18 protein-coding genes are annotated in these 25354 nt (G+C 72.1%); 8 read left to right on the top strand and 10 right to left on the bottom strand.

From position 1 onward, the window contains the following. Nucleotides 1-5: 5 nt before the first annotated feature. The 4 genes from QEZ54_RS22315 to QEZ54_RS22300 all read right to left on the bottom strand — a co-directional run bounded on the left by QEZ54_RS22315 (nucleotide 6) and on the right by QEZ54_RS22300 (nucleotide 6114). Nucleotides 6-1220: a serine hydrolase domain-containing protein gene (locus QEZ54_RS22315; protein WP_281306636.1), complete on the bottom strand. Its 1215-nt coding sequence runs from the start codon at nucleotides 1218-1220 to the stop codon at nucleotides 6-8. A gap of 223 nt (nucleotides 1221-1443) precedes the next feature. Then, nucleotides 1444-3444, bottom strand: coding sequence for an AbfB domain-containing protein (locus tag QEZ54_RS22310; RefSeq protein WP_281306635.1), 2001 nt, complete (start codon nucleotides 3442-3444; stop codon nucleotides 1444-1446). Nucleotides 3445-3612: 168 nt separating this feature from the next. Beyond that, nucleotides 3613-5160, bottom strand: a complete 1548-nt coding sequence (locus QEZ54_RS22305) for a hypothetical protein (RefSeq protein ID WP_281306634.1) — start codon at nucleotides 5158-5160, stop codon at nucleotides 3613-3615. 123 nt (nucleotides 5161-5283) lie between these two features. Then, nucleotides 5284-6114: an aldo/keto reductase gene (locus tag QEZ54_RS22300; protein ID WP_281306633.1), complete on the bottom strand. Its 831-nt coding sequence runs from the start codon at nucleotides 6112-6114 to the stop codon at nucleotides 5284-5286. A gap of 73 nt (nucleotides 6115-6187) precedes the next feature. Here QEZ54_RS22300 and QEZ54_RS22295 point away from each other — a divergent pair, with 73 nt between their 5' ends. Together QEZ54_RS22295 and QEZ54_RS22290 are read left to right on the top strand one after the other, a co-directional pair. Next, on the top strand, nucleotides 6188-7012 hold the full coding sequence (locus tag QEZ54_RS22295) for a CPBP family intramembrane glutamic endopeptidase (protein ID WP_281306632.1): 825 nt from the start codon (nucleotides 6188-6190) through the stop codon (nucleotides 7010-7012). A gap of 50 nt (nucleotides 7013-7062) precedes the next feature. Beyond that, a complete protein-coding gene (locus tag QEZ54_RS22290; protein ID WP_281306631.1) occupies nucleotides 7063-8070 on the top strand; it encodes an LLM class flavin-dependent oxidoreductase in 1008 nt (335 codons plus the stop codon). A 57-nt stretch (nucleotides 8071-8127) separates the two neighbouring features. Here QEZ54_RS22290 and QEZ54_RS22285 read toward each other — a convergent pair whose 3' ends face one another. Continuing rightward, nucleotides 8128-11262, bottom strand: a complete 3135-nt coding sequence (locus QEZ54_RS22285) for a BTAD domain-containing putative transcriptional regulator (protein WP_281306630.1) — start codon at nucleotides 11260-11262, stop codon at nucleotides 8128-8130. Between the two features lie 306 nt (nucleotides 11263-11568). On the opposite strand from QEZ54_RS22285, the gene QEZ54_RS22280 reads away from it, so the two are divergent. Continuing rightward, complete coding sequence (locus tag QEZ54_RS22280; RefSeq protein WP_281306629.1) at nucleotides 11569-13359, top strand: 5'-nucleotidase C-terminal domain-containing protein; 1791 nt, start codon at nucleotides 11569-11571, stop codon at nucleotides 13357-13359. A 52-nt stretch (nucleotides 13360-13411) separates the two neighbouring features. Here QEZ54_RS22280 and QEZ54_RS22275 read toward each other — a convergent pair whose 3' ends face one another. Further along, nucleotides 13412-13864: a DUF3291 domain-containing protein gene (locus QEZ54_RS22275; protein WP_281306707.1), complete on the bottom strand. Its 453-nt coding sequence runs from the start codon at nucleotides 13862-13864 to the stop codon at nucleotides 13412-13414. A 32-nt stretch (nucleotides 13865-13896) separates the two neighbouring features. Continuing rightward, nucleotides 13897-14523 (bottom strand): helix-turn-helix domain-containing protein, encoded by a 627-nt coding sequence (locus QEZ54_RS22270; protein WP_281306628.1) that lies wholly within the window; start codon nucleotides 14521-14523, stop codon nucleotides 13897-13899. Between the two features lie 594 nt (nucleotides 14524-15117). On the opposite strand from QEZ54_RS22270, the gene QEZ54_RS22265 reads away from it, so the two are divergent. Both QEZ54_RS22265 and QEZ54_RS22260 read left to right on the top strand, forming a co-directional pair. Continuing rightward, entirely contained in the window at nucleotides 15118-15462 is a 345-nt protein-coding gene (locus QEZ54_RS22265; protein WP_281306627.1) for a hypothetical protein, read from the top strand. Nucleotides 15463-15512: 50 nt separating this feature from the next. Beyond that, entirely contained in the window at nucleotides 15513-16559 is a 1047-nt protein-coding gene (locus QEZ54_RS22260) for a hypothetical protein (RefSeq protein WP_281306626.1), read from the top strand. Between the two features lie 32 nt (nucleotides 16560-16591). Here the strand turns inward: QEZ54_RS22260 and QEZ54_RS22255 are convergent, their stop codons facing one another. After that, nucleotides 16592-18763, bottom strand: coding sequence for a sigma-70 family RNA polymerase sigma factor (locus QEZ54_RS22255; RefSeq protein ID WP_281306625.1), 2172 nt, complete (start codon nucleotides 18761-18763; stop codon nucleotides 16592-16594). A gap of 327 nt (nucleotides 18764-19090) precedes the next feature. Here QEZ54_RS22255 and QEZ54_RS22250 point away from each other — a divergent pair, with 327 nt between their 5' ends. The 3 genes from QEZ54_RS22250 (at nucleotide 19091) to QEZ54_RS22240 (ending at nucleotide 23074) form a co-directional block, all read left to right on the top strand. Continuing rightward, nucleotides 19091-20575: an RICIN domain-containing protein gene (locus QEZ54_RS22250; RefSeq protein ID WP_281306624.1), complete on the top strand. Its 1485-nt coding sequence runs from the start codon at nucleotides 19091-19093 to the stop codon at nucleotides 20573-20575. 1 nt (nucleotide 20576) lies between these two features. Next, a complete protein-coding gene (locus tag QEZ54_RS22245) occupies nucleotides 20577-22013 on the top strand; it encodes a pectinesterase family protein (protein ID WP_281306623.1) in 1437 nt (478 codons plus the stop codon). A gap of 137 nt (nucleotides 22014-22150) precedes the next feature. Continuing rightward, nucleotides 22151-23074 (top strand): phosphotransferase, encoded by a 924-nt coding sequence (locus tag QEZ54_RS22240; protein ID WP_281306622.1) that lies wholly within the window; start codon nucleotides 22151-22153, stop codon nucleotides 23072-23074. A gap of 7 nt (nucleotides 23075-23081) precedes the next feature. On the opposite strand, the gene QEZ54_RS22235 is transcribed toward QEZ54_RS22240, so the two are convergent. Continuing rightward, nucleotides 23082-24206, bottom strand: a complete 1125-nt coding sequence (locus tag QEZ54_RS22235) for a site-2 protease family protein (RefSeq protein ID WP_281306621.1) — start codon at nucleotides 24204-24206, stop codon at nucleotides 23082-23084. Nucleotides 24207-24257: 51 nt separating this feature from the next. Beyond that, the gene (locus QEZ54_RS22230; RefSeq protein ID WP_281306620.1) at nucleotides 24258-25196 is read right to left on the bottom strand and encodes a VOC family protein; all 939 of its coding nucleotides are present in this window, start codon (nucleotides 25194-25196) and stop codon (nucleotides 24258-24260) included. Between the last annotated feature and the right edge of the window lie 158 nt (nucleotides 25197-25354).

Raw genomic sequence — 25354 nt, 5'->3', positions numbered from 1 at the left:
GAGGGTCAGCGGGTCGGGGTGGGCGAGGGGACCAGCGACTCGCCGTACAGCGCCTTGATGATCGCCACCGCGATCGTGTTGGCGGGCTGCTTGCCGTCGGGCGAGGCGAAGAGGTCGGTCAGCACGATGACCGTGTTCCTGGTGGCAGGGTCGTGGGCCATGAACGAGTTGAACCCGGGGATCTGGCCGTCGTGGCCGTACAGCGGCCCGAACTTCACGATCGCCAGGCCGTAGCCGACGTCGGCGTTGTCCGGGGTCGGTATCGGCTTGATGCTGTCGAGCCTGGTCCGCTGCATGGCGGGGTCGAGCAGCCCGCCGCCCACCAGCGCCGTCACGTACTTCGTCAGGTCCGCGGCGGTGGATATCGCGCCCCCGGCCGCCCACGCCCACGACGGGTTGTTGTCGGTGACGTCGCGGGGCAGCAGCTCGCCCTTGGCGGCGGCCGCCTGGTCGGCGGGGGACAGCGCGGGATCCTTGAGCGTGCTCACGTTCGTGCCGAACATGTAGCCCTGCGGATGGGGCGTCGGGATGGCGGCGTCGGCGGCCTCGGGCAGCGTCGTCCGGCTCAGCCCGAGCGGGCCGAAGATCCGCTGCTGGAACGCCTCCCGCAGGGTGCCGCCGGTGAGCTGCTCGATGATCAGGCCGGCCAGGATGAGGTTGGTGTTGGAGTAGTGGAATCCGGCGCCCGGGGCGAAGTACGGCGGCTTGGCGAAGGCGATGGACAGCAGCTCGTCGGGCTTCCAGACGTAGCCGGGATCGTTGTCGAGCCGGGCGTTGAACTGCTCGTCCTCGGAGTAGTTGTAGAGGCCGCTGCGCATGTCCAGCAGCTGCGCGATGGTGATGCCGTCCCCGCCGGGCACCTGCGGCTGGTACTTCGACACCGGGTCGTCCAGCGCGATCTTGCCCTCCTGCACCAGCTGGAGCAGCACCGTGCCGGTCATGGTCTTGGTGTTGGAGCCGATCCGGAAGTGGTCGTCGGCGGTCATGGGCGCGTTGCCGACGACGGCCTGCCTGCCGAAGGTCTGCGTCCAGTCGCCCTGCTCCGGCGACGTGATCATCACGACGGCGCCGGGCACGCTCATGTTGTCGACGATGGCCTGGATCTGGGTGTCTAGCGCGGCGGCGTAGGCCGGCGGCGTCGGCTGCGGCGCCGTCCGCTGCGGGACCATCGTCTGGCCGCAGGCGCTCGCGGCCGCGGCGAGCACCAGCGAAAGCACCATGCCGCCCACTCGCGACCGTCGCATCCCACACCCCCGTGCCGACACGGCTGACCAGGGCCGCCAGGCCCCGGGCTCTCCTTACGGAGTACATCAGACGAGGGGTCGCCGAGCAGGCATTCGGCAGAATGCGACGGCCGCGCCCGGCGCGGTGACCGACCCAGGTGTTTGGAAGGGCCCCTTCTTCTACGGAAGGCGATAAGAAGGGGCCCTTCCTTTCCTCAGGTCAGAGGAGGGCGGGCTCGACCGCCCAGGTCGAGTCGGCGGCGAAGCCGGCGGCCGCGTCGAACGGCTGCGGCCCGCCGGCGACCGCGATGTACACCTGCGCGGAGTAGTGGCGGATCAGCCGGTCCGGGAAGTTGCTAGACCGCAGCACGACCTGGCCCAGATCGCCCGCTGCGCCGCAGAACGTCGCGTCGGCGCGCAGCAGTGCCGATCCGTCGTCGACGGACAGGCGGACCCGGTAGTCGGCGTGGCGCAGGAAGTTGTTCGCCGGTGCCACCGCCTCGAAGGAGAAGCAGGTCGCGTCGGCGAGCCCAGGGCGTACGACGAAGGTGGCGTCGCCGCGATCCGGCTGCGGGCTGCCGGTGCTGATCGGCGCGATCGTGGTCAGGCCGTTCTGGTGCCGCAGCCGCCGGTCGGCGTAGCCGGGGCTGACGGCCCGCAGCGAGATCCGGTCGCCCGCCTTGAACGGCAGGGCGGGGCTGGTCGGGGTGACCCGCTGGGCGGCCGTGCCGTTGCAGTCCCACAGCTGCAGCCGGGTGCCGTTGCCGGTGGCGCCGCCCGGGGAGTCCAGGCAGCGGCCGGTGCGCGGGTTGACCAGGGTGCCGTCGGGGCGGCGCAGCCACTGCTGGTTGGGGGCGCCGTTACAGTCCCAGATCTGCAGCGGGGTGCCGTTGGCCGTCGCCGCGCCGGGCACGTCCAGGCAGCGCCCGTTGACCGACAGCGACCCGTCCGGCCGCCAGGTCCAGCGCTGCACCGGGCCGTTGTTGCAGCTCCATAGCTGCACCGCCGCGCCGTTGGCGGCACCGCCGGCCGCCGCGTCCACGCAGGTGCCGCCGACGGCGGTCAGTGCGGTCGTCTGGGCGACGGGCGGGGGCAGCAGCGCGGCGGCGGCGTAGGCCCGGCATGTGCCGTCGGCGCCAACATCGGTGCTGACCTGTGCGAATCCGGCTCCGTCGAGCGGGACCAGGGTGGGGCTGTAGTTGGGGCAGACGCCGAGGGCCGCACCCGGCACGCCGACCGGGACGGGCACCAGCGACCAGGTGTCCAGAGCGGCTCCGGCGGTGAGGGCGGCGGTGCCGTTCAGGGCGGCGGTCGAGCCGTTGGCGTTGAGCAGGCGCTGGCCGATCAGCAGGATCCGGCCGGTGGAGGTCAGCGCCAGGGTGGGCGTGGCGACCAGGTAGCGGCCGTCCGCGGTGCGGGCCAGCGGGCCGAGGTCGGCCGGGTCGCCCCAGCTCCAGCCGTCGGCGGAGGTGCGGTAGCGCACGGCGCAGTCGTACTGGCCGCCGTAGCCGCAGACCTCGTACGCCAGCAGGTAGGTGCCGCCGGGCAGGCGGCGTACGGCGGGCATGCCGGGGCGGTGCCCGGCCGCGGTGCCGGTGACGGTCCAGGTGCGCTGGCCCCACTGGTAGCCGTCGGTGGTGACGACCCGGGCCAGGAGCTGGCTGTGGCCGGCCTGGCTCTCGTCGGCGAAGTGGAGCACCAGCCGTCCGGTCGCGTCGAGCGAGAACTCGGGCTCCCACAGGCCGCCGGTGGTGGCGGAGGTGACGGCGGTGGACAGGTGGGTCCAGGTGCGGCCGAGGTCGCTGCTGCGCCATACGCGCAGGGCCATGCGGCGGTCGGCGGCGTCCTGGCCGACCGCGCCGGCCCAGAGCAGGGTGCCCGCGGGCAGCGAGCCGAGCTGCTGCGGCAGCTCGAACACGGTGGTGCAGCACAGGCCGGCGCGGGCGGCGGGGTCGGCGACGGTGCCGACGCGGTGGTAGGTGGCGCCGCCGTCGGTGCTCTCACTGATGGCGCCGACGGGTCCGCCGCCGGGGAAGGCGGTGGTGGTGAGCAGGATGCGACCGTTGGCGGTGCCGTTGTAGGCCAGCCGCAAGGCGCGCGGGTACATGGCGGCGTCCGGGCTGACCGGGGTGCCGGTGGCGGCACCAGCCGGTGCCGGTACGGCCAGCAGGGCGAGCACCGCGGTGGCGGCGGACAGCGCCGCGAAGGTTCTGCGGAGCACGGGAAGCTCCTCTCAGGACGGAGTCCGGAATCGTGGGAGCGCTCCCGGACGGCAGGGGAGGCGATCGTAAGACATCGATCCCTGTCGAGGGTACGTCTTTCGAAAGCCTGCCCGCGTGGTGCGCCGACCAATGCTGTGGAGCGGGCACTCGACCCCTAGCGGCACTCGTCAGCGCGGGTCGGGATACCACCGCGCCTTGGCCGAGGTGCACGACCACGTGCCGGTGGACAGCGGCAGCGTGAGCACCGCCCCGTCGTCGTCGGTGCGCCATCGCGGCGGCCCCACCAGGACCGAATCCGGCAGATGCCGGAGTTCGCGAGCGACGACGGACTCCTGCTCGACCACGGCCACGACCGCCGCTCCGTCCGCCCGCCGCCGCCCCTCCAGGTGCAGCACCAGTGAGGCGTCCTCCAGCCGCCGGTCATCGCAGTGCTCGACCAGGCGCACCCGGCCGCCGGTGAAGTCGACCGGGTCGGCCAGCGTCGCCCCGTTGTCGGCGGTGACGGGCACGTGCGGGCTCCGGTACCGCTGGTGCGCGGCCGCCTGCGGCACCAGGTCCAGCCCGTCCGGCACATAGGTCGACAGCACCCGGGCCAGGTGGTCGCGACCGCGGTCGTCCGCTACCTCCCACACCTCAGCCAGCAGCCGCCGTGCCGCCGCCCGCTGCTGCTCGCCCCGGCCCATCGCCACGATCCGCGCGGTGGCCGCAGGCAGCCCGAGGCACACAGCCACAGCGGAGGCCAGGTGTGCCCGGTGGAACAGTTGGGGGAACCGCATGGTGCGGACTGCCTGGAAGGTGTAGTGCTGCACCGCGACCAGCGCACGCACCGGTGCGCTGTGGCTGATCGCCTGCCACGCGCCTCGCCGCACCTGGCGGCCGGTCGGCTGCGGCGGCTCGACCTCGGTCACCGCGGCGGCCGCCCCGGAGAGGTGCCACTGGAGGTCGCGGGGCAGGTACGTGACACCGTCGGCCCGGACACTCGCGTGCCTTCCCCTACCGAGCGGCAACGTGATCGTCACGGCTGTGCCGTCGAAGGCGAACTCCGGCTCGCCGGTCAGCGTGATCTCCGCCCCGTCGCCGCCGTCGGGCAGATCGAACCCGTCGATCCGGTCGAAGGCGAAGTGGTGGCCCGGCAGCCCCATCCAGTGGCGGTCGTACGGATCGCCGCTGCTGCGGCGGGAGGTGTGGGGGAACCGCCGCCGACCGGCCGCCACCGCCAGCGAGCCCTCGGCCGGTGCCGCGCCGCGCGCACGGTGCTTCACGGCGGCCCGGACCAGGCGGCCGCCCGCGAACTCGTAGTCGGCCAGCATCGCCTGCGCCACCGCCGCGCTCAGCGGTACGCGGACGGGCTGCAGATCCCCGGCATGGTCCCGGTACGGCAGGGGTGGCCCCGACGTCGTCGCGTGATCGAACAGCCGACCGGTGTCCAGCCCGGCGGCATTCAACTGCTCGACCATCCACGCGCGGTGCTGCGGACCGGCCCAGCTCCACATGTCCCGCAGTTCGGCGGCGGCGGCCCGGTCCCGGCCCCACCGGGTCAGGCAGGCCGCCGCCTGGAACGTGCCGAAGGTGTGGTGCAGCCACAGGTTCATGCCCTCGACGAGGAAGTCGCGGTCCATGTCGTGCGGCGCGGCCAGCTCAGCCGCCACCTGGGCGAACGTGGCGTCCAGAAACGACACCAACGCCTCGCTCGCACCCGCCTCGACCCGCGCCATGCCCGCCCCTCTCAGCCGATGTGCTGGGGGCGAGGCTATCCGTTGCGGTGCCGGCGCGCGTCCCGCTCCACAGAACCTTCACCGGACCTTCGCCGCCCACGGCGCGCGGGGGTGTGGCGGCGGTCAGTGTCCGAACGCGTCGGAGTCGGCAGCCGCCTGCTCGCCCTGGTCGAGCCCGGAGATGAGCGCCATCTCGGCGTCGGTCAGCGCGAAGTCGAACACGGCGATGTTCTCCCGCATCCGCTGCGGATGGGCGGACTTCGGCACGGTGCTCAGGCCCAGCTGCAGGTGCCAGCGCAGCACCACCTGCGCCGGGGTGCGCCCGTGCGCCTTGGCCGCGTCTACGATCACGGGCTCCTCCAGCAGCTCCGTGCCCCGGCCGAGCGGGCTCCAGGTCTGCGTGACGATCGCGTGCTCGACGTGGAACTCCCGTGCCTGCGTCCGCGTCGTGTACGGGCTGAGCTGGATCTGGTTGACGTCGGGCAGTTCGCCGGTCTCGTCCAGCAGCCGCCGCAGGTGCGCGGGCTTGAAGTTGGACACGCCGACAGCCCGCAGCCGGCCCTCGGCCAGCAGGTCCAGCATGCCCCGCCACGCGTCCACGTAGCGGTCCTGCTCCGGGTTGGGCCAGTGGATCAGCAGCAGGTCGACGTAGTCCGTGCCCAGCCGCCGTGCCGAGGCGTCGAACGCCTCGCGGACCAGGTCGCGGCCGTGCCACTGGGCGTTGAACTTCGTCGTGACGAACAGCTGCTCGCGCGGCAGCCCGCAGTCGCGGACCCCCTGGCCGACACCGTGTTCGTTGCCGTAGTTCTCGGCCGTGTCGAACAGCCGGTACCCGGCCTCGACCGCCGCCACCACGCTGCGCGCGGCCTGCGCGTCGTCCATCGGCCAGGTGCCCAGTCCGAGGCGGGGCATCACGGCCCCGCGCGCCAGCCGTACCGTCGTCGCGTCGCTCATGCCACCATCCTCGCGCACGGATCAGCCGAACAGGCGTTGTGGCCGCAGCGCGGCGCCGGGAAGATCATCCTCCGTGCCCGCTCTCGCGCAAGTCACGACCCACGTCCTGCTCGGTCTGGTCGCCGCCGCCGCGGTCGCCAACGCCGTCCGGGCGGTCCGTCGCCGGGGCCTGCTGGTCAAGCGGCTGACCGCCGACCCGTCGCAGCGGTCTGCGGTGTACCGCCGCATGATGATCCTGTCGTGGTCGACCGCGGCGCTGGTGCCCCTGACCGTGCTCGTCAGCCCCGACCTCACCGCGGCCGACGCCGGGTGGGCGCGGCCCGGTGGCGACGGGCTCGACTACGCGCTGGCGGCCATGCTGATGCTGTCACTGCTGTCGGGCACCGTTCGGCTGCGCCGCCGGCTGCGCAAGGGCACCGGGGTGTCCCTGCCGTCCGGAGTGGCGGTGCTGCTGCCGCGCAACCGCCGCGAGCGGCTGCTGGCGGCGCTGGTGGCGGTGTCGGCGGGCGTCACCGAAGAGGTCGTCTTCCGGGGCCTGCTCATCGGCGCGACCGCCGCGCTCTACCAGCTGCCCGTCGCCCTGACCGCGGCGGCCAGCGCCGTGCTGTTCCTGGCCGGCCATGCCTACCAGGGCCGCCGCGGGCTGCCCGGCATCGTCGTGCTCACGCTGGTGTTCACCACCGTCTACCTGGTCTCGGGCAGCATCCTGCTGCCGATCGCCCTGCACGTCTGCCACGACCTCGCCGTGTTCCTCCTGGTTCCCGCGCAGGTCGCACCGAAGCCGCCGGCGCCGGCAGCGGCGGAGGCGACCGCCGAGGCGGCGGCACCGGGTGCGCCGGGGCAGGTCGAGCAGGCGCCGGAGGTGCCGGTACTGCGGGCGCCCGCACCCGACATGTGATCTTCGTCGTGCCGGGAAGCGATCCGGGCCGGGCGTGGTTGGGGTTCGGCGTGACCTCCGTACCGCTGTCCGTGCTCGATCTTGCCCCCGTCGCCGAGGGCGCCTCCCACGCCGAGGCCCTGGCGCACACCACCCGGCTCGCCCAGCGCACCGAGCAACTGGGCTACCGGCGGTTCTGGGTCGCCGAGCACCACAACATGCCCGGCATCGCCAGCTCCGCCCCAGCCGTGCTGCTGGCCCACCTGGCGGCGAACACCAGCACGATCAGGCTCGGCTCCGGCGGGGTGATGCTGCCCAACCACGCCCCGCTGGTCGTCGCCGAGCAGTTCGGCACCCTGGTGGCGCTGCACCCCGACCGCATCGACCTGGGCCTGGGCCGGGCCCCGGGCACCGACCAGGTCACCGCGCTCGCGCTGCGCCGCAGCATGGAGGCGCTGTCGGCCGACGACTTCCCGCAGGAGCTGGCCCGGCTCATCGACTACTTCGGCACCGGCACGGGCACGCCCCGGGTGACCGCCGTGCCCGGCCGCGGCGACGCCCCGGCGATCTGGCTGCTGGGCTCCAGCGACTTCAGCGCCCGCCTGGCCGGGCGGCTCGGGCTGCCGTTCTCGTTCGCGCACCACTTCAGCGCCGCCCACACCGACGTGGCGCTGGCGGTCTACCGCGACGCGTTCCGGCCCTCGCGCTGGCTGGAGCAGCCGTACGCGATGGTGGCGGTCAGCGCGGTGTGTGCGCCGACCGACGCCGAGGCGGAGTGGCTGGCCGGTCCGGCCGGGCTGTCGTTCCTGCTGCTGCGGCAGGGGCGCCCGGGGCGGATGCCGAGCCCGCAGGAGGCTGCGGCGTACCCGTACTCGCCGATGGAGCGGGAGTTCGTGCTGGCCCGGCGCGACGGGCAGGCGCTCGGCTCGCCGCAGACGGTGACCTCGCAGCTGTCCGCGCTGCTGGCCCGCACCGGAGCCGACGAACTGATGCTCACCACCCTCGTGTACGACGCCGACGCCCGCATCCGCTCGTTCGAGCTGATCGCCGAGCAGGTCGCCCCGCACCTGTCCCGCTGACGGGCCGGCCGCCGCCGGGTCTGTGCCCGGCCGGTCGCGGTTGCGGCCGGCCGGGCATCAGGCGGCGGCCAGCACCCGCGCGACCCGCCGCACACCCGGCGCGTGCCCGAGCGCCTCCTGCTCGGCCAGCGCCGTGCGGGCCTGCTCGGCGGCCGCCGTACGGTCGCCCGCGGCGAGCAGGATCTCAGCGAGCACGGTGCGCGCCTGGCCCGCCAGCAGCTCGTACTCGCAGGCCAGGGCGGTGTCCAGCGCCTGGCGGGCGGTGGTGGTGGCAAGGTCGAGTCGGCCCTGGCACCGCAGCAGGTCGGCGTGCAGCGTCTGGGCCTCCACCTCGGAGTGGCGCAGCCCGATCTGCGCGCTGGTACGCAGCGCCGCCTCGATCGTCGCCTCGGCCCGGTCGAGGTGCTGGTGCTCCAGCAGCACCCGGGCCAGCATGTACTCTCCGTGCGCCTTGCTCTGCAGGTTCGCGGAGTCGGCGAGGGTGCGCTCGGCCCACTCGGCGTCGACGAGGGCGGCGTCGAGCTCCCGCTGCGCCAGACCGACCGCCGCGCGGGTGATCCGCGCCGCCGCCTCGACGACGGGATTGTCGGCGTCCGCGATCTGCTCCATCGCCTGCGCCACCAGATCGGACGCCCGGGGCGTGTCGCCCAGCAGCAGGCAGACGTCGGCCAGGTTCACCAGCCCGATCGCCAGCTCGACGCCGGGGTTGTACCGCTTGTTGGCGTTCTCGAAACGCTCGGCTGCCTCCCGCAGATGCCCGCGGAGCAGCGCCAGCAGCGACAGCCGGCCGTCGGCGACGGCGACACTGTGTTCGGAGCCCAGCAACAGGGCGATCTCCAGCGACTCACGGCTGTACTGCGCGGACTGTCCGAGGTTGCCGGCGTTGAGGTGTGCCGTGGCCAGCAGGCTGGCGGCGGTGAGCCGTCCGAGCGGCCAGTCCATCGGCGCGACGATGTCCCTGGCCAGGCCACCGGCGGCGATGGCCTCGGCGTGGCGGTCCATCATGATCATGGCGTTGCACAGTCCGCCCTGCAACGCGAACCGGGCACGCTGGTCGCCCGTGTGCTCGGCCGCCTCCAGCGCGGCCGAGCACGCCACGACCAGGTCGACCGGTGACCGGTAGGCCAGGTAGGGGCGCAGCGCGTCGGCCAGGACGCTCGCCTGCGGCAGGCGCAGCCGGGCCGCCCGCACGATCAGGCTGATCAGGGCGGCCCGCTCGGTGTCGAGCCAGCTCGCGGCCTCGGGCTTGCCCGCGTACACCGCGGTCACCGGCGGGGCTTCGCGCATGCGGGTCATGTTGGGGTTGAGCACCCGTCCGGCCGCGTCGGCGTGCTCCAGGTACCAGTCGGTCAGCCTGGTGAACGCCGCGAGCGCGGCCGTGTCGCCGTCGACCTGCTCGCACAGCGACTGGGCGTACTCGCGCAGCAGATCGTGCATGGCATACCGGCCAGGGCCGGTCTCGGTGATCAGATGCGCCTCGGTGAGGTGGCGCAGCCCTCGGTCCGCCTGGTCCGCGTCGCCCCCGGCCAGTGCGGCCGCGGCCGCACTGGGGAAGTCCAGCCCCGGCACCAGCCCCAGTCGGCGGAACAGCTCCTGATCGGCCGGGCTCAGCGCGCGGTAGGAGTGCTCGAACACCAGCCGTACGGCGGTCTGCGGGTCGTCGTAGATGGCCAGGCCGCCCAGCCGGTCGCTGTGGGCCAGCTCGGCGACCAGACCGGCTACGTCGGCGCGAAGGTCCACGCTGAGCCGGGCGGCGGCGATGCGCAGCGCGAGCGGCAGGTATCCGCACAGCCGTGCGAGCGCGTCCAGTTCCGCCGGTTCAGCCGCGGCCCGGTCCGGTCCGATGATCTCGGCGAGCAGGCGTACCGACTCCGCGGCGCTGAGCACGTCCAGGTGCAGCAGGGCCGCACCCTCCTGCGCGACCAGCCCGGCCAGCGCGTCGCGGCTGGTCACGATCACGGTGGTGGTGTCGTCGCCGGGCAGCAGCGGCCGCACCTGCGCGGCGTTGTACGCGTTGTCCAGCACGATCAGCATGCGCCGACCGGCCAGCAGCGACCGGTACAGCCCGGCCGCGCTCTGGGCGTCGAGCGGGATCCGGTCGGGTGCCACCCCCAGCGCGCCGAGCAGGATCGCCAGCGCGTCGGCGGGCCGCAGCGGTGCCGCGGTGTCGAACCCGCGCAGGTTGACGAACAGCTGGCCGTCGGGGAAGCGCGCGGCGTGCTGGTGCGCCCAGTGCAGCGCCAGCGCGGTCTTGCCCACCCCGCCGATGCCCGCGATGCCGCTGATCACCACGGTCTGCCGCCCGTCGCGCCCCGCCTCGACCCCCTCGGTGAGGCGGGCCAACTCGGCGGCGCGGCCGATGAAGTCGGGGATGCGGCGCGGCAGCGTGCGCGGCGCGGGCGGGCCGCCGACCGCGACCGCCGCCGGGGCGGTGGGCTCCAGTTCCGGGTCCTCGTTGAGGATGCGCAGGTGCAGCTCGTGCAGGTCGCGTCCCGGTTCCACGCCCAGTTCGGCGACGAGCAGCTCGCGGGTGCGGCGGAAGGCGGCCAGCGCCTCCGCCGGCTGGGCGTTGCGGTACAGCGCCAGCATGTGCAGCCCGACCAGCCGCTCGCGCAGCGGATGCGCCTGTGCCAACTCGGCCAGTTCGCCGACCGCGGTGCGGTGGCGACCGAGGCTCAGCTCGGCCTCCAGGCACGCCTCCCACGCCTGCAGGCGCAGCTCGGCGAGCCCGGCGCCGAGCCGGTCGCGCAGGCTGTCGGAGATGTCGCCGGCCAGCAGCGGCCCGCGCCACCACGCCAGCGCCTCGCGCAGGGTCGCCGCCCGGGTCGCCGGATCCGGGTCGGCCAGTGCCTGCTCGGTGCTGGCGCGGAAGCGGTGCGCGTCGACGGCCTCGGGACGGACCTGGGCCTGGTACCCGTCGCCGCGGGCCAGCAGTTGCAGCCCGTAGCGGCCGTCGCGGCCGGGGTCGAGCGCGGCCCGCAGCCGCGACACGTAGATCTGCAGGATCGTCCGCCCGGTCGCCGGGGGTTCGCTGTCCCAGATGAGGTCGACCAGCCGGTCGGCGGGCACCACGCTGCCCGCCTCCAGCAGCAGGATGCCCAGCAGGCAACGCTCCGCCCGCCGTTGGCCCAGATCCAGGGACCGGCCCTCGTGCCGCGCTTCGAGGGGGCCCAGCAACAGGAAGTCGACCATGAAGCGCACCGTAGCGGACCTCCGCATCGGGCCTGCCACCGGTGTTAAGGCGGTGGTAAGCCCGGCCCGGCAAGCTCTGCGGCACGGGCACGGACTGCCGCCACGGGGGCTGGCAGCACGGGCCTCTCCACTCGTGGCCCGGCCGGGCGGTCCCGGCCGGGCCCGCGTGCGTGCGCCCGGCCGCGCTGATCCGTGTACATGCGGCTATGCGTCGGCGCCGATCGGATGGCGAGCCGATCAGCCGTTTGACTAGGGTGCGTGGTGGCGCCCCACCGGGCGCGATCCCCTCGGAAAGGCACACGAGAGATGACCCCACCCTCCGGCATGCCGTCCCGGCGGCAGTTGCTCACCGGCGCGGCCGCGGCCGTCGTCGCGGGCCCGCTGGCCGTGGCCGCCCCCGCGCAGGCAGGCGGACAGCCGAAGACCTTCGACCTGACGGTCCTGGGCACCTCCGACACCCACGGCAACGTCTTCAACTGGGACTACTACCGCGACAAGGAGTACGACGACAGCGCGCACAACGACGTCGGCGTCGCGAAGGTCGCCACCCTGGTCAACCAGATCCGCGCCGAGCGCCGGGGCAAGGCGACCCTGGTCCTGGACGCGGGCGACACCATCCAGGGCACCCCGCTGGCGACGTTCTACGCCAAGCAGGAGCCGATCACGTCGACCGGTGAGCGGCACCCGATGGCGCGGGCGATGAACGTCATCGACTACGACGCCATCACGCTGGGCAACCACGAGTTCAACTACGGGCTGCCGCTGCTGGACCTGTGGATCAAGCAGCTGGGCTTCCCGGCCCTGGCCGCCAACGCCGTCAAGGCCCGCAGCGGCAAGCCGGCGTTCACCCCGTACGTGATCAAGAAGGTGTCGCTGGGCCCGGGTGCGCCGTCGCTGCGCGTGGGCATCCTCGGCCTGACCAACCCCGGCGTGGCGATCTGGGACCGGGCCAACGTCGAGGGCGTGCTGCGCTTCGAGGACATGATCGCCACGGCGGCGAAGTACGTGCCGATCATGCGCGACCTGGGTGCCGACCTGGTGCTGATCTCCGCGCACGGTGGTGACAGCGGCGTGTCCAGCTACGGCACCGAGCTGCCCAACGAGAACCCGACCGCGCTCATCGCCCAGCAGGTGCCGGGCATCGACGCGATCCTGTTCGGCCACGCGCACAGCGAGATCGTGGAGAAGTTCGTCGTCAACGAGCAGACCGGCGAGCAGGTGCTGACGTCCGAGCCGTCCAAGTGGGGCCAGCGCGTCACCCGGATGGACTTCACGCTGACCCGCGAGCGCGGGCGCTGGAAGGTTCTCGGCAAGCACGCGACCATGCTGAACACCAACACCGTGGTCGAGGACCCAGCGGTGGTCGCGGCGGTCAAGGCCCAGCACGACAAGACGGTCGCCTACATCAACCAGGTGGTCGCGACCTCGGTCGTCGAGCTGTCGGCGGCGGAGTCCCGCTACCGCGACACGCCGATCCTCGACTTCATCAACAAGGTGCAGACCGACACGGTCACCGCCGCGCTGGCCTCGACCTCGTACGCGGGGCTGCCGGTGCTGTCGATCTCGGCGCCGTTCAGCCGTACCGCGCTGTTCCCGGCCGGCGACGTGAAGATCAAGGACGTCGCCGGGCTGTACATCTATGACAACACCCTCGAAGCGGTGGTGCTTACCGGCGCCGAGGTGCGTGCCTACCTGGATTACTCGGCGAAGTACTTCAAGACCTTTGCGGTCGGCGCCGCCGTCGACCCGGCGGTGATCAGCGAGCCGACCGTGCCGGACTACAACTACGACACCCTGTCCGGCGTCGACTATGACATCGACATCAGCAAGCCGGTGGGGCAGCGGATCACGGCGCTGTACCACGCGGGCACGACCACCCCGGTGGCCGACGCCGACCAGTTCGTCGTCGCGGTGAACAACTACCGGCGCAGCGGCGGCGGCGGCTTCCCCGGCATCGTCAAGCCGCAGGTCTACAACGCCCAGCAGGAGATCCGCCAACTGCTGATCGACTGGGCGCAGGCCAAGGGCGTCATCGACCCGGCCGACTTCTTCCAGCCGAACTGGCGCCTGGTCCGCGAGGGCGTCCCGGTCTTCTGACCCGCTTCGGCGAACAGCCCCGCCTTCGGGCGGGGCTGTTCGCGTCCGCGCGTCAGGCGACCGGGGCGGGTGCCTCGTGGAAGTCCTTGAACGTGAACGCGTCCGGGCTGCTGCCCTGCTCGCGCAGCCGGGTCAGCCGCGCCATCCCTTCGGCGGCCGTGGGCAGGTGTCCCTCGGGGACCCACCACATCACGCTGCTGACCTGCAGTGACCGCTGGAACCACTCGCGGCGGCGCTGCAGCACCGCCAGGTGCCGGGTCCGGTAGACGTAGTTCCACAGGTCGTCGCGGGTGCGCCAGACCGACATGTTGAGCAGCAGGTCGTCGCCGAAGTCGTGGACGTAGGTCGCGGTCGGGTCGGTCTCGGACTCCTTGAGGCGCCACACGAATCCGGGTGCCTCGTCGGCGAGGGTGTTGACCGGTTCGAGCAGGGCGACGAACTCGGCGAGTCCGGGGGCGTCGACGGGCGCGATGAGATGTCCGACGTTCAGCTGCGCGAGATGCATGGACACAGCAGAGCACCCGCCGCGATTCTATGTCAACGATTTTTGTTTTTAGAAAACGAGACGCAGCACTCGTCGGGCCGGGGGTCCAGTTCGGCCGCCGCCTCCTCGCCCGCCACGCCCTGGCACAGCGCCAGGTTCATCGCGCACACCAGTAGCGGCTGATCGCGGGCAACCTGGTAGAACGGGCAGTTGCGCAGGCGGACCCGGTCGCCGTCGTCGTAGGGTTCGTAGCCGCGCTCGCGCAGGGTCTGCAGCCAGGCACCGGGCCGGTGCAGGCGGCGTCCGGCCGCGCCCGCCGCCGCGATCGCCCGGCCGTCGGCGTCCAGGTCGTGCACCACCTCGGCGAGCAGGCCCGCCAGCTGCTCGTAGTCCCGCTCCGGCAGGGTGACCTTGCGGGCCGTACGGGCGCGGCGATACACCTTCGCCGGTCGACCGCCGCCGGGGCCGGGCCGGGCGTCGGTCAGCCGCATGAAGTCGATCTCCAGCAGCCCGGCCTCGGCCAGCTTGTCCAGGTGAAAAGCGGCGAGGGTACGGGAGATGCCGGCCGCCTGCCCCGCCTCGTCCCGCCCGACCGGCCGACCCTGGGCGGCGACATAGTCGTACAGCGCCCGCCGGACCGGATCGTGCAGCACGGCCACCGCGTCGAGATCGTCGTTCACCCTGGAAGTGTGCCTCGCCTGGCAGGCCCGGTCGTGCCCGGCTGGACTGGCGGGTGTGCGCGGGGTCCGGGAGACGGTCGCCATGATCACGAACGGCGCGGCGGCGTCATGGCCGCGCTTCGGCACATCCGCGAGCATGCCCCGCAACTGGGCTTGCGGGGTGCCAAGGCTTACGTCGACGCCGTATGCAAACGGCGAGAACCCGGCCGGTACTGGCGGCAGCGGGGCGGCTGACGCACCCCTCGCCGGCCATGCGGCCCCGGTTCCGCTTGGACGCCGGCGGTTGGGTCTCGGGCCAGTCGCGGTGGTCCGCCACTCGGCTCATCGGCATCGAAGTGTGGGTCGGATGGCGGTCTCTGTTCGCTATGCGTTCGCGGAACCTTGAAGGCTTCGCCGGACCGGGATTCGGGCGAAGGCGGCGGTCTTGGCCGGAAATGCGGGGGCATTGGCGCGGACAGGGCTGATGACGATATCAAAACGAGTTTCGGCCCGCCGGAAATGTGGTGTAGGTAAAGGTGGAAGGCGGGCAGGAAAGGTGACTCTCAAGAACCGTGCGAAGTGGACTGTCATCGGGTTTTCTGCTACGATGACTGCATGTTGAGCTGGGATGCTGATCTGGCGGACATCATGCGGAGGCATCGGTCGGATATAGCTTATTTCCAACGTGAAACCAGCCTGTGGCGCGTCACTCGCGAAGGACCCGCGACCAACATGTGCGAGGGTGAATCCGAAGCGGAGTTCTCGGTCATTCCGAATGATGCGCCGGTGGCGTGCGGAAGCGTCTTGGCCAGGATCGCAGACGGGGAACTCGACTGGTTGGACGTTCTCGTCGGGAATGTCGCCGAACGCGATGCCTATCTCGTCCACCGATGGCTGTACGGACGGCTCGATCACGCTCGCCACGTCAGCGATCGGATTGCGCTCGAAGAACGGCGCTGACTGTTCGCGCCGCTGCCTGACTGTCGAAGACCCGAGTCGAGGGGGATCTGTTGGGAGTCGTCGTCGAGCCGAAATATCTGCGCGGGTACGCGGCGCAGTTGGACGACGGAGAGGGAGCGGCCTGGGGGTCCCTGCTTCGTTACTGCGAGGATCATTGCCGAAACACGGCCGGGTTCGACGGGCTCCTGTCCCTGGCCCGGCCGGTGGTGTACGAGATGAGTTCGAGGGTGGAAGGCCTTGTCGTACAGGCCAGAAGAGGGATGGACGACGTTGCCCAGCGGCTGCGGGAAAGCGCCGATCTGTACGAAACCGCCGACAGCAATGCCGCGGAGCGGATATTGGCGACTCGCGGTCGGCGCCAGATGCCGACAGGCTATGTCGAGCAAGACGTGAAGTCGACCGCGACGGCCTTCTCTGCCGGGCCGGATCTGTTCCTGCCTCCTCCCTACGACTACTCGGACACGGCCGAACTGAAGACGTCGGTGCTCAAGAAGATAGAGCACATCAACACGCTTGTGCGGCTCGTCTCCGGATACGACGTGCTGGAGAGACTGCTCCCGGTCATCGTCGGTGACTCCGGCGCTCTGCGGCGCCTGGCCGAGGCACACCGCAACATGGAGCACGCAATCCGCGCGGTGAAACACGATGTCGAGAGCGGGATGGATCTGCTGTCCGGGCACTGGACCAGTGACGCCCCCGACGGTGGTGCCTCCACCGCGTTCGACTACCAGATCCGCATGCGGTGGATCCCTGCGTTGGAGGCGTTCGCTCAGGCAAATGACGCCTGCCAGCAGATATACGAGGCTTACGCCGCAGAGTACGACTACTTCCTCAACTCAGTCCTCTTTCTCCTGGATCTCTACTTCCTGCGGATCGTCAGGCTGCTGGCGCAGCTCCGATTCTCCACATCGTTCACGCAGCGGGCGGGGTTGATCCGCAAGCTGGTCATGGAAGTCATCAATCTGATCGAGGAGGCTTACGAGCAGCTGCACAAGATGGTTGTCATGATGATCCAGGGTCTGGAGGCGGTCATCGCGTTGTGTGGAACGGTCGAGAACATGATGCACGGCGACTTCCGGCCGTTCTCGGCACCGTAGGGCGGGAGCGCCGCAAACCCCGCCGAACTTGATCAAGATGTCATGTGCGCCCCGATGCCGGGCCGGATCGCGGTCAGGAACATAGTGGTCGGCAGTGTGCCGTCCGGGCGTCGGGGGCCCTCGGCGGTGGCCGGGTCGGCGCTGCGCAGTAGCGACACCGACCAGCCGGTCTGGTTCCAGGAGTTGCCGTGCTCGCGGGCGGTGTCGCCGCGGTTGTCGTCGCGGCCGTTGCCCAGGGCCAGGTTCGACTCCAGCACCGAGGGCGAGTACCAGAACGCGAACCCGTCGCCCCCGTTGCGGAACGCCGTGTTACCGGTGACCCTGATCGCGCCCGGGTTGTTCTGCTCGGTGAAGCCGTAACTGCGGTTGTCCCAGGCGGCGTTGTCCCGTACGACATGCTGGGCGGCCGGGACCGGGTCGCCGCCGCCGAGCTTGAACCCGGTGCCGGCCCCGGCGAAGTCGGCCAGGCCCCACCGGTTGACGCCGTTGCCGTACGCCCAGTTGCGCTCCACCGTCACCGGGTCGGCGAACCCGCTCAGGTCCACGCCGTCGTCGGCGTTGCGGAAGGCGCGGCAGCCCCGGATCACGTTGCCGGTGCCGTCGCCGTCCTTGAACGCGACCCCGTCGGCGTTGGCGCCGTGCGCGGCGTCGTCGTGGTTGTCGTGGAAGTCGCTGTCGAGCACCTGGTTGCCGACCGTGCCCGGCCCGCGCAGCACCAGCCCGGTCGCGCCGTTGTCGTGCACCGACAGCCGCTGGAAGACCGTGCCCCGGCAGCTCACGCAGACGTACGGGAACGTCTTGGCGTTGCGCACGGTCAGGCCCTGCACGGTCCAGTACGACGCCCGCTGGGTGACGTACCACTGGTTGCTGCGGACGGCGGTCGCGTCGAGCACCGGGCGTTCGTCGCGGTAGTTGCTCAGCGTGATCCGCTGCGCCTCGGTGCCGCTGGTGGTGATGGTGACCGGGGCGGTGGCCCGGTAGGTCCCGCCGCGCAGTGCGATGGTCTGACCTGGCTGGACCAGCTCGACGGCCCGGTTGAGGCTGGCCAGCGGGGCGGTGCGGGTGCCCGGGGCGCTGTCGCTGCCGCCGGGTGCCACGTACAGGTCGGCGTCGGCCACCCCGGTGAGCGGGGGTGCGGCCGCCGCGGGCGGTCGGGACGGCCTCGTGGACGGGCTCGGTGTCGATTCGGTGGTCGCCGACGTCGACGCCGACGGTGAGGGCCGGGGCGGGTCGGCCTGTGCGGCCGGTGGCGAAGCGGGCAGGTAGTTGACGGCGAACACGACCGCTGCGGTCGCCGCGAGGGACGATCCGCCGATGACGGCGGTCTTGGCGGTCAGGCCCGCGACGCCTCGGCGCAGCCAGCCGCCCATCGCGAGGCCGACCGGACCCGCGTGGGCGACCGCGCCGGTGGACAGCAGCCCCGCGATCTTCGCCGCCAGCGCCACCGGGACCGGCAGCAGTGTGGCGCCGGTGAGCAGCCGTTCGGCGGGGACCAGCGGTGCCAGGTGCCCGGCGCAGCGAGGACAGCCCTGGACGTGCTGCTCGGCCCGGCGCAGTGAGAGCGGGCCCTGGCGCCGCCGGGGGTCGCGGGCGGCGGTGTCCAGGCCGGGGCAGCGCGGGTAGGCCCGCCACGCCTGTACCACCTGCCGGGCCAGGTCCAGCTGCGCCTTCAGGCGCTGCACCCGTACCCCCGCGTGGGCGACCGTGATGCCCAGCGCGGCCGCCAGGTCGGTGCGGGTCAGCACGCCCGCGACCTCCTGCCACCACAGCGCGAGCAGGCTCTGCTCGGCCGGGGCGAGCCAGCGGGTGGCCGCCGCGACCTCGCGCCGCTGGGTGGACAGGCTGACGCCGGCCAGGGTCTCGGCTTCCGGGTCGGCGGCCGGATCGGGCAGTTCGGTCCAGTCCTCGAGCCGCCGCAGGCGGGCCAGGGACGCGCCGCGCGCCCGCCCGCGCTCCTGGGTCTGCCGGACCGCGATGGCGATCAGCCAGGAGCGGAACCGGTCCGGGTCGCGCAGCCGGGGCAGGGCCGCGACCGCGCGCAGCATCGTCTCCTGGACCACGTCGTCGGTGTCGGGGTGGCCGTCGAGGGCCCGGCCGACGACGTTGTACACCAGTGACAGGTGGGCGGCGAACAGCTCCTGGCGGGCGCGGGGGTCACCGGCCTGCGCCGCGCGGACCAGTCCGGTGTCGGGGGCGGGATTCATCGGCGGGCCGTTTCCGGGATGGGACGGGGGTCCGGTGCGGGGCGCGGGCGCCATCGTGGCACGGCGTCGAGTTTGTTGTAAAGACTGCGTGAAGTCCCTTCTGTGCGCAGGTCATCGCCGTACCAGCAAAAAATCTTGTTCGGATTGTGTTATCCGAGGGTGGCGCGGTCCGTCTACTGCCGACGGTCGCGTCGCCCCGGCGCGCCGTCGGCACGCCTGTCGCCCGGCAGGCAGGCCGTCCCGCCCGGACTCCGCGTCTGCCATCCCTACGGACAGAGGCGGCGGTCCCCCGCGTCGTGCGCGCCTCGCGCGCAGGAAGGCAGTCCGATGTCCGAACCGTCCCGTCCCCGCTCCCGGACCGCGACCAGGCTGATCTCCGCCGTCGCGGTGCTGGTCGCCGTGCCCGCCGTGGTCGTCGGCGTGAACATGCTGCCCTCGCAGGCGGCGACCACCCCGCTGCCCGGCGGCGTCTACACCGTCGTCGCCGGTGCCAGCGGCAAGTGCCTGGAGGTGGCCGGCGCCGCCACCGCCTCCGGTACGAAGCTGACCCAGGCCGCCTGCGCGGCCGGCGCCACCTACCAGCAGTGGCGGGTCACCGCCGCGGGCAGCGCGTACAACCTCGTCAACGTCAACAGCGGCATGTGCGTCGACGTGCCGAGCGCCGCCACCACCTCGGGCACCCAGCTCCAGCAGTGGGGCTGCGGCTCGGCGCAGGCCAACCAGTCGTGGACCTTCACCGCGTCGGCCGCCGCCTCCGGCAAGTACCGCGTCACCAGCGTCTCCAGCGGCCTGTGCGTCAGCGACAAGGACGGCTCCACCGCGGGCGGCAACCCGATCGTGCAGGAGACCTGCTCCGACATCGCCCGCATGCAGTGGTCGTTCAACCTGGTCGGCGCCGCGCCCAGCCCGACCGCCTCCGGCCGCACCTGGTCCAACACCGCCGACGGGTTCGCCGCGGGGACGACCGGCGGCGCGGGCGGCGCGACCGTCACCGTCACCACGTACGCCGACCTGCTGAAGTACGCCACGTCGTCGTCGCCGTACACGATCCGGATCAACGCGGCGATCACCGTGCCGACGTTCGGCTACGAGATCCCGGTGACCTCGAACAAGACCCTGATCGGGGTCGGCCGCAACGGCAAGATCCTGCACGGCGGCATCTTCCTCGGGGTCGGCGTGCGCAACGTGATCATCCGGAACCTGACCATCGGCGAGACCGAGGTCGCCTCCGACGACCCGGACGACAAGGAGTTCGACTACGACGGCATCCAGATGGACACCGCCGACCACATCTGGATCGACCACAACCTGATCACCCACACCAACGACGGCCTGATCGACAGCCGCAAGGACACCACCTACCTGACCGTGTCCTGGAACGTGCTGTCCGACCACAACAAGACGTTCGGCATCGGCTGGACCGAGAACGTCACCGCGCGCATGACGATCCACCACAACTGGATCCACGACACCAACCAGCGCAACCCCAGCACCGACAACGTCGCCTACGCGCACCTCTACAACAACTACCTGAGCAACGTCACCTCGTACGGCAACCTGTCGCGCGGGGCCACCAAGATGGTGCTGGAGAACAGCTACTTCCAGAACGTGGCCAACCCGTACTACCCGGACACCACGGCCGCGCAGCTGGTCCAGCGGGGCAGCATCCTCGTCAACTGCACCGGCAAGGCGCAGACCAACGGGTCGGCGTTCAACCCGTCGTCGTTCTACTCCTACACCCTCGACCCGGCCGCCAACGTGCCCGCGCTGGTCACCACGTACGCCGGTCCCCAGTCGAACATCGGAGTCTGAGATGGCCCGTACCCGTGGATTCAGGCCGCTGCTCGCAGCGCTGGCCCTGCTCGTGGTCGCGCCGGTGACGGCGCTGCTGCTGCCCGCCGCCTCGCAGGCGGCCGTCGCCCCGGTCGCGGGCGGCGTCTACACGCTCGTCCCCGGCGCCAGCGGCAAGTGCGTCGAGGTGCCGGGCAGCTCCACCGCCTCCGGCACCAAGCTGACCCAGGCCGCGTGCTCGGCCGGGGCCACCCGCCAGCAGTGGCGGGTCGTGGCGAACTCCGGCAAGTTCCAGCTCGTCAACGTCAACAGCGGCATGTGCGTCGACGTGCCGAGCGCCTCCACCACCTCCGGCACCCAGCTCCAGCAGTGGGGCTGCGCGGCGCAGACCAACCAGCTGTGGACCTTCACCGCCTCATCGGCGGCGTCCGGCAAGTACCGGGTGGTCAGCGCCGCGACCGCGCAGTGCGTCAGCGACAAGGACGGCTCCACCGCGGGCGGCAACCCGATCGTGCAGGAGACCTGCTCCGACATCGCCCGCATGCAGATCGCGTTCAACCTGGTCGGCGCCGCGCCGAGCAACCCGCCGGGCACCGCGACGGTGGCCGCCGACGGCACCGGGCAGTACACCAGCGTCCAGGCCGCCGTCAACGCGGTGCCCTCGGGCAACGCCAGCCGCCGGACCATCACCATCAAGGCGGGCACCTACCGCGAGAGCGTGGTGATCCCGACCGACAAGCCGTACATCACGCTGCAGGGCCTCGGCTCGTCGGCGAGCAGCACCGTCATCGTCAACAACCACACCGCCGCCGACGGCAGCGCCAACAACGGCGCCACCGTGGCCGTGTTCGGGCACGACTTCGCGGCGACCAACCTCACCGTCTCCAACGACTACGGCGTCGGCGTGCAGACGCTGGCGCTCAACCTCAACGTCGACCGGGGCAGGTTCGACAACGTACGGCTGCTGAGCAACCAGGACACGCTGCTGGTCAACAACGCGGCCCGGGTGTACTTCGTCAACTCGTACATCGAGGGCACGGTCGACTTCATCTACGGCGGCGGCATCGCCGTCTTCAACGCCTGCCAGATCTACGAGAAGCGCACCACCGGCGGCCCCATCACCGCCGCCAGCACCCCCGCCGACCGGATGTACGGGTTCCTGATCTACAAGTCGACCGTCTCCGGCGCCACCGCCAACACCACCCAGCTCGGGCGGCCGTGGCGGCAGGACGCGCAGGTGCTCTACCGCGAGTCCACCCTCACCAACACCATCAAGACCGCCCAGCCGTGGACCGACATGTCCACCAGCACCTGGCAGAACGCCCGGTTCCTGGAGTACCGCAACACCGGCGCCGGGGCGGGCGTCAACAGCAACCGGCCGCAGCTGAGCGACGCTCAGGCGGCCAACTACACGCCGCAGAAGTACTTGGCCGGATCGGACGGCTGGAACCCGATGTGACGTGCCGCTGGTCCGCGCCGGCCGTCCGGGTCCGGCGCGGACCAGCCGTCCCCGGGTACGTCCGGCCCGAGGACCTCGCCCGGCCGCGACCGTGAAATCCGGTGGGTCGGCGAACTGCCGACTCCTAGGATGCGTGGGTGGACCTCTCGCTGCTCGGTGTGCCGGTCGGGCCGATGATCCGGATCCACGGCGGGTACGCCAACCGGATGTACCGGCTCGACACCGACCAGGGCTCGTTCGCGGTGAAGGAGCTGAACCTCGCCGACCGCCGCTGGACGTACCGCGCCGAGGACGTGCTCCGGTTCGAGCGGGCGGCCTTCGCCGCCGGCATCCCCATGCCGGAGCCGGTCGCGGCCGGCCACGACACGCTCGTGCACCGATGGGTGGAGGGCGAGACGGTGCCCGAGGCGCCGGTGTCGGCGGCGTACGCGTTCGAGATCGGTGAGATCCTGGCGCGCATCCACGCGCTCGACGTCGCGTGGACCGACGCGTCGAGCGAGGAACCGGCGGCGCGGGACTGGCCCGAGCTCGCCGCGCGGGCGGCGGCGACCGGACAGCCGTGGGCCGGTGAACTCGTCTCCCACGTCGACACCTTCCTCGCGATCGCCCACTTCGTCGACGTCTGCGAACGGCCGGGCCCCGTCGTGCTGACCCACAAGGACATCCAGCCGTGGAACCTGCTCGCCCGGGAGGGACGACCGGTGGTGCTCGACTGGGAACTCTCGGGGATGCTCGACCTGTCCGGTGAGCTCGGCTCGACCGCGCTGAGCCTGGCGAAGGGTCCCGGCTTCGACGACATCCGGCCCGCCATATTCCGGTCGGTCCTCGACGGCTACGTCGCGGGAGGCGGAGTGCTGCCGCCGCCGGGGCCGAGCTGGTTCGCGTACCTGATCGGCGGCTGGCTCGGGCACACGAGGTGGAACATCCTGCGGTGCCTGGCCGGTGCCGAGGCGAGCACCGGCCCGGACCTCGCGCTGTCACACGAGTCCGTACGCAACGGCGTGCGCGGCCTGCCCGACCTGTTCGGCCGCCTGCCGCAGCTGCGGGCGCTGCTCGCGTGACCGGTGCTCAGCTGCCCCGCAGCGAGTTCATGTCGACGGCGCGGGCCAGGTCGGCGGTGCTGACCAAGCCCACTGGCAGGCCGCCGACGACCACCAGCGCGGGCAGCCGCCCGGCCATGATCTGGCGGGCCGCGTCGGCCAGCGGCGTGTCCGGGGCCAGCAGCAGCACCCGGTCCGGCGGCACCCGGATGTCGCGCAGCGTCTGCTCATCGCGCTGCGCGGCAGTGGTCCGGGCCAGGGCCGACAGGGTCACCAGCCCCGCCGCGTCGCCGTCGGGGCCCAGCACCGGGTAGGCGTCGGCCGGGCGGTGCTGCCGGGCCACGGCCACGAAGTCCGCGACCCGCTGGGTGACGTACCCGCAGACCGGCAGGGCCGCCATCGCGTCGGCGACGGTCAGCCCGGCCATCGCCGTACGCACCTGGAAGTCGGTCTGCTCGGCCTGTGCCGCGAACAGCAGGAACCAGCCCAGCAGCACCAGCCACAGCCCGCCCACGCTGTGCAGGTACACCACCTGCAGCATGCCGCCGAGCACCAGCAGCAGGCTGACCGCCATCCCCGCGTACGCCGCCGTCCGCTGCGCCACGGCCCGGTCGCCGCGCCACCACCACACCGCCGCCCGCAGCACCCGGCCGCCGTCCAGCGGTGCCCCGGGCAGCAGGTTGAACACCGCCAGCACCGCGTTGACCAGGGCCAGCCACGCCAGCGCGACCCACGCCAGCGCCCACAGGCCGACCAGGTACACCCCGGCCGCCAGGGCGCCGAACACGACCGCCGCGCCGAGGCTGGCCGCGGGACCGGCCAGCGCCACCAGCAGGTCGGCCCGCGCGTGCGGCGGCTCGGACTCCAGCTCGGCGACCCCGCCCAGCAGCCACAGCGTGATCCGGCGTACGCCCACCCCGTAGTGCCGGGCCACCACCGCGTGGCACAGCTCGTGCGCCAGCAGCGAGCCCAGGAACAGCACCGTCACCGCGATCGCGACGGTCCAGTACGCGACCGCCGCCCCGCCCGGCGCGCCCAGCGGCAGCACCCCGGTGGCCAGGCCGTGCCCGAGCAGCACCATGATCGCGAGCGCGGACCAGTGCACGCCGACCGGGATGCCGGCGATGGTGCCCAACGACAGCGTCGGTCGCATCGGCTGCCTCCTGCAGCCATCATCCCTCGCCCGCGGCCGCGTCGGCCCTGCCTACAGCGGCGGCGCCGTGAACAGGCCCCGGTCGGGGTCGTTGAACGTCTGCCGGCCGACCAGCTCGCTCATCGGGTTCGCGGTGCCCCACTGGTCGGAGACGTGCGGGTCGGAGGAGTCGTACACGTGCGGGTGCCAGCGGTCCTCGTCGAGCTCCTCCAGCTCGGTGGTGTACTCGACCACGTTGCCGTGCGGGTCGCGGAAGTAGCTGAACGTGTTGTCGCCCGCCGTGTGGCGGCCCGGCCCCCACACCTTCTCCACCCCGGCCCGGATCATCCGGCCGCAGCCGCGCATGAACTCGTCCAGCCCGCGCAGCTCGAACGACGCGTGGTGCAGCGCCACGTGCGGGCCGCGCGACACGGCCAGGCTGTGGTGCCAGCTGTTGCAGCGCAGGAACCACATCAGGTCGCCGCGGTGCGGATGGCTCAGCCGGTCGGACAGGGCAAAGCCCAGGTGCCGGGTGTAGAAAGCGGCCGTCGCCTGCGGGTCGGGGGAGTTGACCACCACGTGCGACAACCGCACCGGCACCGACTCGCGGGCCTCGATCCGCCGGTGCGCGCGCGGCCGCACGTCGGCGGAGACCTCCACAGTACGGCCGTCGACGTCGAAGAACCGGAAGCCGTAGCCCCCGCCCGGGGTCGACAGCGGGCCCGGCTCGCCGACCAGCCGCACCCCGTCGCGGCCCAGCCGCTCGGCGAGGACGTCCACGTCGGCAGGGGACGCCGCCCCGAACGCGATCAGGTCCAGCCGCTTGTCCGCGGCCCGGCGCACCCGTACCGCGTACTGCTCCGGTGAACCCGCCGCGGCCAGGAACGCCACCCCGGTGTCGGTGGCGACCTCGGTCAGACCCCACGTCCCGGTGAAGAACGCGACCTGGCGGTCGAAATCGGGCACCGCCAGGTCGACATGGCGCAGGTGGGTGATCAGACGCTGTGACAAGCTCGGGCTCCCTCGCGCACCGGCGGCGGCACACTCCGCCACCGCGCGATTCTTCCCGCCGCGACCGACCCGGCCCTCCGCGACGCGCCGCATCGCCGCAGCTGGGCTGGCTTGCAGTTTCGGGGAAAGTGCTGGAATCTCGGCCTTGATTCGTGCAG

Origin of the sequence: Catellatospora sp. KI3, from assembly GCF_029948125.1 — a bacterium.
Taxonomy (GTDB): Bacteria; Actinomycetota; Actinomycetes; order Mycobacteriales; family Micromonosporaceae; genus Catellatospora.
This window is presented reverse-complemented; position numbering and strand designations above follow the sequence as displayed.

Coding starts and splice junctions, on each gene's coding strand:
- QEZ54_RS22315 (WP_281306636.1), bottom strand. CDS start 1,220: ATGGTGCTTTCGCTGGTGCTCGCCGCGGCCGCGAGCGCCTGCGGCCAG.
- QEZ54_RS22305 (WP_281306634.1), bottom strand. CDS start 5,160: ATGGCGCGGGTCGAGGCGGGTGCGAGCGAGGCGTTGGTGTCGTTTCTG.
- QEZ54_RS22300 (WP_281306633.1), bottom strand. CDS start 6,114: ATGAGCGACGCGACGACGGTACGGCTGGCGCGCGGGGCCGTGATGCCC.
- QEZ54_RS22285 (WP_281306630.1), bottom strand. CDS start 11,262: ATGGTCGACTTCCTGTTGCTGGGCCCCCTCGAAGCGCGGCACGAGGGC.
- QEZ54_RS22280 (WP_281306629.1), top strand. CDS start 11,569: ATGACCCCACCCTCCGGCATGCCGTCCCGGCGGCAGTTGCTCACCGGC.
- QEZ54_RS22275 (WP_281306707.1), bottom strand. CDS start 13,864: ATGCATCTCGCGCAGCTGAACGTCGGACATCTCATCGCGCCCGTCGAC.
- QEZ54_RS22265 (WP_281306627.1), top strand. CDS start 15,118: ATGTTGAGCTGGGATGCTGATCTGGCGGACATCATGCGGAGGCATCGG.
- QEZ54_RS22255 (WP_281306625.1), bottom strand. CDS start 18,763: ATGAATCCCGCCCCCGACACCGGACTGGTCCGCGCGGCGCAGGCCGGT.
- QEZ54_RS22250 (WP_281306624.1), top strand. CDS start 19,091: ATGTCCGAACCGTCCCGTCCCCGCTCCCGGACCGCGACCAGGCTGATC.
- QEZ54_RS22245 (WP_281306623.1), top strand. CDS start 20,577: ATGGCCCGTACCCGTGGATTCAGGCCGCTGCTCGCAGCGCTGGCCCTG.
- QEZ54_RS22235 (WP_281306621.1), bottom strand. CDS start 24,206: ATGCGACCGACGCTGTCGTTGGGCACCATCGCCGGCATCCCGGTCGGC.